A 12708-nucleotide genomic window follows, 5' to 3' on the forward strand; every position below is an offset into this window, starting at 1 on the left:
CTTAAAGCAAATAAAAACGCCCACAAAAGGTTTGTGGGCGTTTTATCAAAAGTTCTGGATGGAATATTAAACTTGGAAAGATTTGATCTTCTTATCTAACTCGCCAGCATTATTTTGCATCATTTCAGAAGTTTCTAGCAGCTCTGTCACAACCACAACCGAGGCTTCTACCAGCTCACGTACATTGGTGAGGTTTTGACTCATCTCTTCTGCAACACTGCTTTGCTGACCAGACGCCGTCGCGATTTGGAAGTTCATGTCATTGATTTGCGTCACTTGCCCAACAATACCATCGAGCTCAGATCCAGCATTAGAAACCAGCTCGTTTCCGTCGGCCGCTTCCACTACGCTTTTCTCCATGAGTTCTACAGCAGATTCTGCACTGGTTTGCAGCTGAGCAATCATCTCTTGAATTTCTACCGTCGCTTGTTGTGTACGTTGTGCAAGGTTACGAACTTCATCTGCAACCACCGCAAAACCACGACCCGCCTCGCCAGCTCGCGCCGCTTCAATCGCCGCATTCAGTGCAAGCAGGTTAGTTTGTTCAGAGATACCTTGAATCGTACCCACAACACTACCAATGGATTCAACACGTTCTTCGACCTGGTTAACCGCCTGCGCCGATGAAGCGATGTCCGACGAGAGTTCACTCATTTTCGCCATCGTACTTTGCAAGAACTGTTGACCAGAAATCGCTTGTGCGGAAGCTTGCTCTGTAAGAGAAGACGCCGTCTGAGCATGTTCTGCGACGGTTTGCACCGTCGACGACATTTCACTCATCGCCGTCGCAAGTTGATCAATTTCGTTAAACTCTTCTTGCGCCGATTCCTTCGTTTCCGACATGCTCAGCGTCATCACTTCCGTGAGTGTGGATAACTCATCAGAAGCGTTGATTTGCATTTGAATCACATCGTGCAATTGGCGACGTGTCTTTTCTAATTCACGTGCCACGTCTCCGTATTCATCTTTACAATCCATACCAAATGGTACGGAGAGGTTCTTGCTCGCCATCAGTTTGATCGCGTCGCTCAGATACTGTGTTTGACGCAGCATCACTCTAGCCGCCGCTAATAAGAGCACGACAAAAACCACAATCAATAAGGCAGTTTGCCAAGCAACTTGCGTTAAATATGCTTCGTAATGCTGTTGGGCAACTTGCGCGTTTTGTGTCGCCGCTAAAAGTGAATCGTAAAAGGTGTTCGCGTCCCACAGTTGTTTTGCCACTATCAGGACAGTACTGAAGACCATCAACATGACCATTTTAGGAACCAGTCGAATGTCGGATATGACCCTTTCCCATGGCTTAAATGCCAGCTTTTCCATTGTCAGTTCTCCACCGAGTCTTATATAGTCTTTATCTATAATCTTTATATTACTTATAGTTATGTTCGCGTTTAGCGTGGTTACGCGATTTATTTCGAGCTTCGTATGAAAAACAATGATATCAAAGACAGCACACGACCGATGGGCCTGTTGTCACTAATATTGTCTTTTATGGCACTATTTGTGATCTCTGGCTTGTTGTTTTTCCCGATCGATCACGAAACCCGTCAAGTTCTTATCGGTCTGGATTTCATAATCTGTAGTATTTTTCTATTACAGCTCACCATTGATTTGATCCGGTCCACAGATCGGTGGTTATTTCTTAAACGTCATTGGATAGATTTCGTGGCGAGCATCCCATTAATAGAGCCACTGCGCTTTGCTCGTATCTTTCATATTCTTCGAGTGGTATTAGTACTGCGCTCGTCGAAGTTCATTTTGCATCAGCTCAAAGAAAACCGCCGCGAAACCACGGTCGCCTCAATATTACTGTTGATGGTGATCCTCATTACGCTCGGTTCTAGTGCAATGCTGTTTATCGAAGCGAAAAACCCAGAAGCGAATATTCGCACTGGCGCCGATGCTTTGTGGTGGGTATTCGTAACGATCTCAACCGTTGGTTACGGCGATCATTATCCGGTGACCTCAATAGGAAAGTTTTTAGCCGTCATCATCATTGTTTGTGGTGTGGGGATCTTTGGTATGATTTCGGGTCTTATCACCTCTATTCTTACCGCTCCGACGAAACAACAGACGCACAGCTTAATCAATAAAGAACGTATGCTCGAGCAGCTCCTGAATCAACAAGCCCAAATACTAGAACGACTCGACTTCATAGAAAAAGAACTGCAACAAAGCAAAACAAAGACAAAAAAATAGGACCATGCGGTCCTATTTTTTGTACAGGTAGTCAAGGTGATCATTCACGCCAATAAGGCTGAACTTCCACACTGATCGCTCGGGTTTGATCCATTGCATGCAAAATTGAACGCTCTTGACGGTGCAACCAGCGTTCTAATTGCTCTTTTTCTGCGTCTTCCAACATATCTACCAACGGAAGCAAGTGGTTCAGCATTAGCAGATCATCGATACCATGCACCAGATCCGCCCATGGCAAACGGAAGCTGTTACGCTCATCCGAGTTATATAGACTCGCGAAACCAATACCAGTATAGAGATTACGCAGCAAGCGATAGCGCTGATCAACGTACTCTTGCGCCGTCAGGTCGCGCTCTGCAGGGAAAGCTTCCATTAGTTCTGCCCAAGTGCGATCGAGCTGAGTGACTGAAAACGGCATGATGTTACTTGCCATTTTTTCACGTGCTTTTTCATCAAGAAATGGCTGCCAACCGCGTGCTAAGATCCAGCGGCTTAGATCCAGCAGTAACCCTGTGTAACGTGCGGAATTGAGCAACCCTAGCACTTCTTCACGGCTTGGCAACTCTTGTAACTGCTGAGTCAACTCAGATACTAAGAACTTACGCGCATCCAACTTACGCAGCACATTGCCTTTGTCATCCAAAAGTTCTTCAAGATGCGCGTGCTCATCCAACCAACTCAGCTCTTCTTCCAACCATTTGAGCTCTTGGCGCAGGATAGCGCTAGCACGACGAGGAACAACACCACCAAAAATGGTCAATGTTTGACGAATAAAACGAATGGCATTGCTGATTTCACGTAGCGCTTCCACATTGTCACGCTCAGCATAAATTTGCTCGTGATAATGCCAGTGAGATAGGGCGTGTTCTAAAGAGTTGATCAAGCAGTATTCAACGGTATCCGTCGGGCTACTGTCCACAAGTGCCAACGATTTTACTTCATCACCTGCATAGCCACTTGCAAGTCGATAGCCTTTCGCCGCCTTACTCAAGTTACCCAAACGCATGCCACCTTGCTCGCAAAAGCTACGTGCTAGTGTAAATAGGGCATCGGTTTGGCCCGATTTAAGTTCCAGTTCAACTTCGCAAATCGGTTCTTGTTTCTCTTCCCCATCTTCACCTTTGGCGACGACCATACCTTGGTCAAACGCCACTTCTATTTGGCTACCGTCTGGCATGCCAATCAGCCACTGTTCACGTGTGAAGTTGGTCGAGAATAACGGCATAAGCTCAGATTGCAGCGTTGCTGCGTCTTTACCTGGCGGCCAAATGTCTACAGGATGAAGCGACAGATTAGGCTCGTCGCTAGTGTGCTCAGCATTGTATTCTGGTCTTTGATGTAAGCCTGCGACGACGCGTCCTGCTGTCTTTACGGTTTGGACGAATACATCATCAAAACGGCGAATTCTTAAACCAATGTCGTGCTTTCTCAGCCATTTATCGGCGGTATCAAAGTAGGTGTTACCCAAGTCACGACAACTATGCTGAAGTACTTTTGTCTCAGAAATTTTTTCTTTTAAAGTTTCTGAAAATTCAGGAGAAACAAAAAACTTCAGTTCTATTTCGGTTTCCATAGCTATACCTTTCAAAGCAGATAGAAACAGGATATTGCGTAATTTCTCGCACGGCAAGAGAGAAATATCGCCGGAATGATGATCTAAAACAGTTTTAATGAGCGATTTAATGCGTTACCATGCGCGCCTTTATAGCCATCGTTCAACATTTCGCCAAGCACTCAGAAATGGTGTATGTTTTTTTAAGGTTATAGTTATTAGGTTGAATGACCATGCCAGTAAATACAATTATGGGGTTATTTGCAAAGTCCCCAATTAAGCCTTTGCAACGCCACGTTGTGTGTGTCAACGAATGTTGTTCACACTTGGTGAAATTCTTTGAAGTATCTTCAAAGGGTGACTGGGAAAAAGCATCTGAAATCCGTGCACAAATTTCTCACCTAGAGAAAGAAGCGGACGTGCTGAAACGTGAAATCCGTCTAAAACTGCCTCGCGGTTTGTTCATGCCAGTAGACCGTACTGACATGCTTGAGCTTCTGACTCAGCAGGACAAACTTGCAAACCTGGCAAAAGACATTGCTGGCCGTGTATATGGTCGTCAACTTGTCATTCCTGAGGCTCTCCAACCAAACTTCCTCGCTTACGTTCAACGTTGTCTTGATGCGGCCGATCAGGCGCAAAAGGTAATCAATGAACTTGATGAATTGCTAGAAACCGGCTTCAAAGGTCGTGAAGTGACGCTCGTCGCTGAAATGATTCATCAATTAGATGTCATCGAAGATGATACCGATGCTATGCAGATTGAACTTCGTCAACAGTTGATGGCGATTGAGTCTGACATGAACCCTATCGATGTCATGTTCTTGTACAAGATTCTTGAATGGGTAGGTGGTATTGCCGACCAAGCGCAGCGCGTAGGTGCTCGTTTGGAAGTCATGCTATCTCGATCTTAAAACATAAAGTTAACGACATAACGAAGAGCATAATAAACACGTGTCATAGGGACGATGACTATTTTCATCGTCTTATGGTTTGGCGCGCGTAAAATTTTGTTCCGCTTGTTATAAAACAACTAGGTATTACGATGGATATCCTTGCGAACTACGGCACTGTCCTGATTATTGTTGCAGCGATTTTTGGTTTCATGATGGCGATTGGTATTGGCGCGAACGACGTTGCTAATGCGATGGGTACATCAGTAGGTTCAAAAGCGCTAACCGTAAAACAAGCTATCATCATTGCGATGATCTTCGAATTTGCAGGTGCTTACCTTGCAGGCGGTGAAGTAACCGACACTATCCGTAAAGGTGTAATCGAAACTTCTTTATTTGCTAGTCAACCTGACGTTCTTGTCTACGGTATGATGTCTGCTCTTTTGGCTGCGGGTACATGGTTACTTCTTGCCTCTTACATGGGCTGGCCAGTATCTACGACTCACTCAATCATCGGTGCAATCATTGGTTTTGCATGCGTATCAGTAGGTACTGAAGCGGTTGACTGGGGCAGCGTTCAAGGCATTGTTGGTAGCTGGATTATTACACCAGTGATTTCAGGTTTCTTTGCTTACGTTATCTTTGTCAGCGCACAACGTCTGATTTTTGATACTGAGAACCCGTTATTCAACGCCAAACGTTTTGTTCCTGTTTACATGTTCATCACAACAATGGTGATTGCACTTGTAACTATCAAAAAAGGTCTAAAACACGTTGGTCTTCACCTAACCAATGGCGAAGCTTGGATGTGGGCAGCAGCAGTTTCAGCACTCGTGATGGTTGGCGGCTACGTATACATCCAGAAAAAATTCGCTAATCGCGAAGAAGACCGCAGCTTTTCTGGCGTGGAAGGTATCTTCAGCGTTCTGATGGTTATCACCGCTTGTGCAATGGCATTTGCACACGGTTCAAACGACGTTGCAAACGCCATTGGTCCACTGTCTGCTGTAGTATCGACTGTTGAACATATGGGCGAAATCAGCACGAAAAGCACCATCGCTTGGTGGATTCTACCTCTTGGTGGTATTGGTATCGTGGTCGGTCTTGCGACACTGGGTCACAAAGTAATGGCAACCGTTGGTACAGGCATCACTGAGCTAACTCCTAGCCGTGGTTTTGCAGCTCAGCTAGCAACCGCTTGTACTGTTGTTCTAGCTTCTGGTACTGGTCTGCCAATCTCAACCACTCAAACATTGGTTGGTGCGGTTCTCGGTGTTGGCTTTGCTCGTGGTATCGCGGCACTAAACCTGGGCGTAGTTCGTAACATCGTGGCATCATGGATCGTTACACTACCAGCAGGTGCGCTATTGGCCGTTGTATTCTTCTACGGACTTCAAGCGATGTTCGCTTAAGACACTCGTCAATAGAATGTAAGCGCTTTGTCATTATTGACTCAAACGCACAGAAAGGGAGGCTTTGCCTCCCTTCTTTGTTGCACCGAAGTTTGAAACTGCATACTATTCGTCTATTTCCGGCTCCAATCATTCGGTGCCAACGCTGTCTCCAAGAAAAATCGTTAAGGGATTTACTGTGAAAAAACTAATCATCACGGTTTTGTTTACTTTGCTAGCAGCGCCAGCGGCCCTAGCAGCAGACCGTTATATTTCTGATGACCTCTTCACTTTTATGCACTCAGGTCCAAATAACACCTACCGTATTATTGGTAGTGTTAACGCCGGTTCTAAAGTACAACTGATTAAAACCAACCGAGATACTGGCTATACGCAAGTTCGTGATGACCGCGGTCGTACTGGTTGGGTACAAAGCAAGTTTGTGACAAACCAAGAAAGTATGGCGATTCGCCTTCCTCGCATTGAGAAAGAGCTAGCAGAAGTGAAAGAGCAGCTTGCTAACGCTCGTAAAACTTCTGATGCAGAGAAAGCCGGCCTTGTTACCTCTCTAGAAACGCGTAACCAACAAATTTCCGATCTTGAGAATAAATACTCTGAGATCAGCGACCAGCTTACTTCTGTTGAGACAGAAAACCGCGAGCTGCGCGCTAAACTGGATACACAAAAAGACGACATGCTGCTTAAGTACTTCACTTATGGCGGCGGTGTTGCAGGTTTAGGTTTGCTATTTGGTTTGATTCTTCCGCATGTCATGCCTCGTAGAAAACGTTCACCTGCGGGTTGGGCATAAGTCCTTCGCCCTTTTATCTATAAAAAAGAATGCAAAAGCCAGTCGATATCGACTGGCTTTTTTGTTTACTTAGTTTTACGGAAATCTGCACTACTCCCCCATTGAACTAGACGCTCGACGACGATCCGTTGCGCCATAAAGCTTGCCATCTTTTAGCTCAATTGCATTCAAACCACTTACCACTGGAATAACGTGTACTGGGTAGCCAAGCGCCATAAACTCCGGCACCAACATTTCTGCGAAGGTTTTCTTCTCCACTAGCAAGCCTGTTGGGTCATACGGCTTCGTGCGGTCTATCTTGGTACCGTACTGGATGTTTGGTAAGTCAATAGCCTCTTGCGCTGATAAGTTCCAATCCAGCACGCCAACCACGGTTTTGAGTACATACCCCGGGATTTGCGAACTTCCTGGTGAACCGACAACCAAACGCAAGTTATCATCACTGTCCATCACCATTAATGGCGTAATGGCTGAGCGTGGACGCTTACTCGCTTCAATCGAGTTTTGAGTAGGCTTACCGTTAAGCGTAGGTTGAGGTGAAAAGTTTGCCATTTGTGCATTCAAGATAACGCCATCAACCATGACACCAGAGCCCATTCCCGTGCCAACGGTGCTGGTCATAGCAATCGCATTACCTTCCCTATCAACAATAGAAATGTGCCCTGTATCTTTGCTCTCGAAGCCTTGATATTGCGCATACTGAGTTTGCGTTATCTGTCCGGCTTTTGGATTCTCTTTCGAGGTGCCATTATCAGGGATTAAATCACGTCTCTGGTCCAAATAGGTTTTAGATAACAATTGTTCAACTGGTGCTTCCACATAATCCGGATCTCCGGCATACGCAATACGATCAGCTTTTGCTAAGCGCATCGCCTCAGTCATTAAACGCCAAGGCTCTACATCAGTTAATGCCATCTGAGATATATCGTACGGCTCCAGCAATTTCAGACTTTGAGCAACCATCACACCGCCAGAGGCCGGGTAACCAAACGAAACGATTTTGTTGCCTCGATAATCGCTTTCAATAATATCGCGAGATTTCACCTGATAGTTTTTAAAGTCCTCTAACGACAATTTCTCATGCTGATCGTTAATACGACTATTCACCGTATCAACAATATGTTGACCAAGTGCACCACCATACAAATAGCGATCGCCTTGCTGAGCTATTTTCTCTAGCGTCTCAGCCATTTTAGGGTTCTTCATTAACGTCCCTGTTGGCTTCACTTCATCATCTTGCCAATACAAGGCTTTAATTTCTGGGTCGCGAGCCAAACGCGTTTGCTCTCGCACGACGATATCATAGGTATAGCTATTCATCGCGTACCCATCACGCGCGAGCTTAATCGCAGGTTGAACCAACTCAGACCATGGTAATTTGCCGTATTGCTCATGAGTGGAATAAAGCAAACGTAAGGTGCCCGGTACCGCAACGGAGCGAGGCCCCAAAATTTCATCGCGGCTGAGTGCTTTCCCATTTTCAATAAACATCTCAGGGTGAGCGCTAGACGGCGCTTCATCTCGCCCATCAAGGGCTAAAAACTTCTGCTTGTCATGTTGATAAAACAGCACGAAAGTACCGCCGCCAATTCCCGTCATATCCGGTTCAACCACAGACATCACCATCTGCATCGCGACCATGGCATCAACGGCGTTCCCGCCCTCTTTCAATATTGAATAACCAGTGCTGCTCACGTAAGGGTTGGTCGCACTGACCATAAAATCTTGTCCGTTATTATCTGGTGTTATAGGGAAAGGGGCCGGCTTTGCTGCGTAACTTAACGACGCAACAACACTTAAAGAAAAAATCAGAATACGCATGTATCTCTGTGTAGACTCCTGTTATTTCATGGGGTCTAACGTGGACCAGGTCGTGATGACGAAGTTCGTCAATGTGGCGTTTTTTTACACAACGCTGACTGGAGTCATTCTACTAATACATGACTGATATTGATGTAATTTAAACGACTGAGAAAAGCTATATTTTGCTTGTGTGAGTCCTTAAAAATCATCACTCAAATAGATGAAAAAAGGCCTTATGAGAAACAAAAAAGCCAGCGGCATGACCTCGCTGGCTTGATGATTTACTATAAAAAACGGCTACCCTTTCCACTCATACAACGCTGGGATACGAATTTGCTCACCTTGGAACTCGACAATCACCGCTTGCGGTTGTATTTCTCTTAATGTGACCTGCCCATCAACAACGTCTCCTTGATGATATTCAACATTGTTAATTTTCACCCAGCGGCGATTTTCATCACTGGCGTACATGTGAGTTTGCAAATTGAGCGCAGGTAAACGCCCTTGCCATTGGTGAGCGTTGCGCTCTAAATCGTTCACGCGCACCGTTTGTGGTGAAGGCGCATCATCTCGGGATAACGCATTTTCGACCTTTCGCGCCAAATCAGGAGATAATGAGGACAAGTCAAGATCATCCAGAGACAAACCTAGGTCCTCTTCAACTACTGAAGTGCCTTGAGTTGATACAGATGTTTCTATCTCGTCTTTGTTTGCTGTATTACTCACGTATTCATCAGATGTTGCAAACGTACCAAAATCACGAGACAGCTCTGCACTTGGCCACTCTCTTGGCAATTGCGCCAACTGAGTAGTTTCAGGATAGTCCAATGCTTTGAACGGTTGTTCCGCTTCCATCTTAGCCTTAGGGGCGGAAGTACTAGCTTCAGCATGAGGCGTAAGGAGATCTAAATACCAAGCAACTCCGATTGCAGCAACGGTGATCGGCAACAAGAACAAACCAATATGTTTCATGGCTGACATTATGCGTCCTCCTTCTCGATTCGTGCCAGTTGAGGCGCATCTGGCTGCACGTTTTGTTGAAGACGATCTAGCGTCCGCTTACCTGCAATGCCGTCGACCCCAATACCTTGCCAACGTTGGAATAACTCAACTCGCTCTCTCATCGCACCATCAAAAATAGACGTTTCAAGCAGTGGCTCACTTACCGCTTCTGCTAATAGTCGGTCTAATACTTCGATCGCAGGGCCTTCCATGTCTAAACGTAATGTCTCTTTCAACGGCGCTTGCCACAGTTCAATGATATTGCCTTGCCACATCGGCTTTAGCCACGAAATAGGCAGACGCAGACGCTGCTTGCCATTGAGCACTTCGACTTTGTCATTGCCGACGGCGTACAAAATGACATACCCAACATCACCTTGATAATTCAACTCCAAAATTACAGGGCGATTTTGTTGCATCAGCAGCGGCCAGGTCGCCATTTTACGCTCACAACGCATGGTCGATTGGGGTTCTGATAAACAAAGATTGTCGCGAACCGATGCTTGATAACCCCACAAACGATACAAATCATTCACGGCGAGATTCGACTGTTTTTGTGCTAACAATAAGTCACGCTGATCATCTGTCAATTGTTGGTTGACGACTATTGGCGTTGGCTCCTCTCTTGGTGCGGTCACTTGCGCCAACACTGACGTTGCTTGAGCTGGCATATAATTCACGACCGCCCACCCCGTACCTAATGCAGCAATAAGACCCACCGTGACTGAGCCCCAAGCAGGCCAACGGAAAGTACGGCGCTCTTTTTTATCTTGCTGATAAATATCTGCCTGAAACTGCATCACCTCTTCACAGGCCTGCTGAACGGTTTGCTTATCCACCACCACATTACCTTGGTGATAACTGATGTTGAGAGATTTATCACAGATAAGATTAATCAAGCGCGGGATGCCGTGACTGTATTTGGCAATGAGTTTACAAGAAGCACGATTAAACAGTTGCTGGTCACCACCTGCCGTATGTAATCGAAACGCGATGTAATCTTCTGTCTCTTTTTCATCCAACGGCAACAAGTGATAACGCCCAGTAATGCGCTGAGCGAGCTGGCGTAGTTGCGTCGTTTGTAATAGCCGCTGTAATTCAGGCTGTCCGACCAACAACACTTTGAGCAGTTTTCTGGTATCGGTTTCCAAGTTGGTCAACAAACGTAACTGCTCTAAAACGTCGGCAGCAAGGTGTTGAGCCTCATCAATGACCAGCAATGTCTGCCAGCCTGAACGATAATTACGCAGCAAGTATTTGTGAATCACTTGGTTTAGCTGTTTGAGGTTTGCATCTGGCGGGTAAGTAATTTTGAATTCATCGCAAATAGCTTCGAGCAAGTCTCGACTCGAAAACGTGGGATTTAGGATCAGGCCCGCTTTGGTGTTATCACCTAAATTCGCCAGCATCGCTTTTGCGACGGTCGTTTTGCCTGTACCCACTTCGCCAGTAAGCATAGCAAAACCACCGCCATCGCCTAGCCCGGCTTGGAGATGTGTGATTGCCTCTTTGTGACGTTGGCTTAAATACAAATAACGCGAGTTTGGAACAATCGAAAATGGTTGTTCTACAAACCCAAAAAAGTCCTTATACATTAGGCTCTCCAGCTAAAAAACCACCAGGGAATAGTCAGATATAATATAAACATAGCTGCATCTACTCTCGGGAGTAAAGAAAAGTACCATTGCTTGCTACAATGTCCAACGGCATATCAATAAATTAAGAGGTAATTCGTGCAAGTTTATTTAGTAGGTGGCGCAGTTCGAGATAAATTGCTCGGAATTGATAGTTATGACAACGACTGGGTGGTCGTAGGTGCGACTCCCGAGATGATGCTGTCCCAAGGGTACACCGCCGTTGGTAAAGACTTTCCTGTATTTTTGCACCCAAAAAGTAAAGAAGAACATGCACTTGCGCGAACAGAAAGAAAATCAGGCTCTGGTTACACTGGCTTTGAGTGTTTCTTTGATCAAAGTGTCACCTTAGAAGAGGATTTAATTCGTCGTGATTTAACCATTAATGCAATGGCAATGGATGATGCAGGTAAGCTCCATGATCCTTACGGCGGCCAGAAAGATCTCAATAATAAACTCCTACGCCATGTCTCAGACGCCTTTGTCGAAGACCCTCTACGCGTTTTACGTGTCGCTCGCTTTGCTGCCAAGCTGGCTGATCTAGACTTTACGGTTGCCGACGAAACCATGCAGTTAATGCGCCACATGGCAGAATCTGGAGAGCTGAGCACACTGACTCCCGAGCGTGTTTGGCAAGAATGGCATAAGTCCCTCTCCACCCCTCGCCCTGATATTTTCTTATCGGTCCTACGAGACTGTGGTGCATTGGCCGTTGTTTTACCCGAAATTGATGCACTATTTGGCGTACCTCAACCAGAAAAATGGCATCCAGAAATCGATACGGGCATCCATACTTTGATGGTGGCAGAGCAAGCCGCAAGATTGAGTGACTCACTCCCCGTCAGATTTGCCGCTCAAGTGCATGACTTGGGCAAAGGGGTGACGCCAGAGAGCGAATGGCCAAGCCACAGAATGCATTGTCATACAGGATTAAAACTGATCAAAAATCTGTGCGAGCGTGTCCGTGTACCGAATGAGTTTCGTGATTTAGCCTTGATGGTGTGCGAACAGCACTCCAATATCCATCGTGCGGCCGAGTTAAAGCCGCAAACCATCATAAAAATACTCAACAAATTCGATGTGTGGCGCAAAGCTGAGCGCTTAGAAGATATTTTAATATGCTGTCAGGCTGACCATGCAGGTCGAAAAGGGTTAGAAGAGAAGCCTTATCCTCAAGCTGAGATTTTTACCCGCGCTTATCAAGCCGCAGCCGCCGTAGATGTTCAGAGCATCATTAAGGATGGATTTAAAGGCCCGGCAATACGTGATGAACAAGAAAAGAGACGGATTGAAGCGGTAAGAGTCACTTTGAATAAGTGATCTGAGCTCAGATTAATTAACCGAATTGTATTCATGCCAGGTCATTCCAGCGAGACTAGGAATCTAATATCAGCACGCAGGGAAGTTTTAGAAATGGCCA

10 protein-coding genes are annotated in these 12708 nt (G+C 45.9%); 5 read left to right on the plus strand and 5 right to left on the minus strand.

What is annotated here, in order from left to right:
- Window positions 1-66 precede the first annotated feature (66 nt).
- Window positions 67-1323: a methyl-accepting chemotaxis protein gene (locus tag R2S67_RS12010; RefSeq protein WP_005395942.1), complete on the minus strand. Its 1257-nt coding sequence runs from the start codon at window positions 1321-1323 to the stop codon at window positions 67-69.
- Between the two features lie 105 nt (window positions 1324-1428).
- Between R2S67_RS12010 and R2S67_RS12015 the strand changes: the two genes are divergently transcribed.
- A complete protein-coding gene (locus tag R2S67_RS12015) occupies window positions 1429-2202 on the plus strand; it encodes a potassium channel family protein (RefSeq protein WP_006743197.1) in 774 nt (257 codons plus the stop codon).
- A 40-nt stretch (window positions 2203-2242) separates the two neighbouring features.
- Here the strand turns inward: R2S67_RS12015 and R2S67_RS12020 are convergent, their stop codons facing one another.
- Window positions 2243-3775, minus strand: coding sequence for an inorganic triphosphatase (locus tag R2S67_RS12020; protein WP_005395946.1), 1533 nt, complete (start codon window positions 3773-3775; stop codon window positions 2243-2245).
- A gap of 212 nt (window positions 3776-3987) precedes the next feature.
- On the opposite strand from R2S67_RS12020, the gene R2S67_RS12025 reads away from it, so the two are divergent.
- The 3 genes from R2S67_RS12025 to R2S67_RS12035 all read left to right on the plus strand — a co-directional run bounded on the left by R2S67_RS12025 (window position 3988) and on the right by R2S67_RS12035 (window position 6849).
- Window positions 3988-4668 carry a TIGR00153 family protein gene (locus R2S67_RS12025; RefSeq protein ID WP_031780508.1) on the plus strand — a complete coding sequence of 227 codons (681 nt, stop codon included), beginning with the start codon at window positions 3988-3990 and terminating at the stop codon, window positions 4666-4668.
- A gap of 131 nt (window positions 4669-4799) precedes the next feature.
- Window positions 4800-6059, plus strand: coding sequence for an inorganic phosphate transporter (locus R2S67_RS12030; protein WP_005395948.1), 1260 nt, complete (start codon window positions 4800-4802; stop codon window positions 6057-6059).
- A 178-nt stretch (window positions 6060-6237) separates the two neighbouring features.
- Window positions 6238-6849 (plus strand): TIGR04211 family SH3 domain-containing protein, encoded by a 612-nt coding sequence (locus R2S67_RS12035; protein WP_031780509.1) that lies wholly within the window; start codon window positions 6238-6240, stop codon window positions 6847-6849.
- 90 nt (window positions 6850-6939) lie between these two features.
- On the opposite strand, the gene ggt is transcribed toward R2S67_RS12035, so the two are convergent.
- The 3 genes from ggt to R2S67_RS12050 form a co-directional block, all read right to left on the minus strand.
- Window positions 6940-8670, minus strand: coding sequence for a gamma-glutamyltransferase (gene ggt, locus R2S67_RS12040; protein WP_317344443.1), 1731 nt, complete (start codon window positions 8668-8670; stop codon window positions 6940-6942).
- Window positions 8671-8949: 279 nt separating this feature from the next.
- On the minus strand, window positions 8950-9633 hold the full coding sequence (locus tag R2S67_RS12045) for a general secretion pathway protein GspB (protein WP_005395951.1): 684 nt from the start codon (window positions 9631-9633) through the stop codon (window positions 8950-8952).
- Complete coding sequence (locus R2S67_RS12050; protein WP_150916238.1) at window positions 9633-11249, minus strand: ExeA family protein; 1617 nt, start codon at window positions 11247-11249, stop codon at window positions 9633-9635. The genes R2S67_RS12045 and R2S67_RS12050 overlap by 1 nt, the downstream gene beginning before the upstream one ends.
- Window positions 11250-11387: 138 nt before the next feature.
- On the opposite strand from R2S67_RS12050, the gene R2S67_RS12055 reads away from it, so the two are divergent.
- Window positions 11388-12608: a multifunctional CCA addition/repair protein gene (locus tag R2S67_RS12055; RefSeq protein WP_317344445.1), complete on the plus strand. Its 1221-nt coding sequence runs from the start codon at window positions 11388-11390 to the stop codon at window positions 12606-12608.
- Window positions 12609-12708 lie beyond the last annotated feature (100 nt).

Origin of the sequence: Vibrio sp. T13N, from assembly GCF_032970445.1 — a bacterium.
GTDB classification, from domain to species: domain Bacteria; phylum Pseudomonadota; class Gammaproteobacteria; order Enterobacterales; family Vibrionaceae; genus Vibrio; species Vibrio diabolicus.

Excerpts from the sequence above, each read along its gene's own strand:
- R2S67_RS12010 (WP_005395942.1), bottom strand. The coding sequence starts at position 1,323 with ATGGAAAAGCTGGCATTTAAGCCATGGGAAAGGGTCATATCCGACATT.
- R2S67_RS12015 (WP_006743197.1), top strand. The coding sequence starts at position 1,429 with ATGAAAAACAATGATATCAAAGACAGCACACGACCGATGGGCCTGTTG.
- R2S67_RS12020 (WP_005395946.1), bottom strand. The coding sequence starts at position 3,775 with ATGGAAACCGAAATAGAACTGAAGTTTTTTGTTTCTCCTGAATTTTCA.
- R2S67_RS12025 (WP_031780508.1), top strand. The coding sequence starts at position 3,988 with ATGCCAGTAAATACAATTATGGGGTTATTTGCAAAGTCCCCAATTAAG.
- R2S67_RS12030 (WP_005395948.1), top strand. The coding sequence starts at position 4,800 with ATGGATATCCTTGCGAACTACGGCACTGTCCTGATTATTGTTGCAGCG.
- ggt (WP_317344443.1), bottom strand. The coding sequence starts at position 8,670 with ATGCGTATTCTGATTTTTTCTTTAAGTGTTGTTGCGTCGTTAAGTTAC.
- R2S67_RS12045 (WP_005395951.1), bottom strand. The coding sequence starts at position 9,633 with ATGTCAGCCATGAAACATATTGGTTTGTTCTTGTTGCCGATCACCGTT.
- R2S67_RS12050 (WP_150916238.1), bottom strand. The coding sequence starts at position 11,249 with ATGTATAAGGACTTTTTTGGGTTTGTAGAACAACCATTTTCGATTGTT.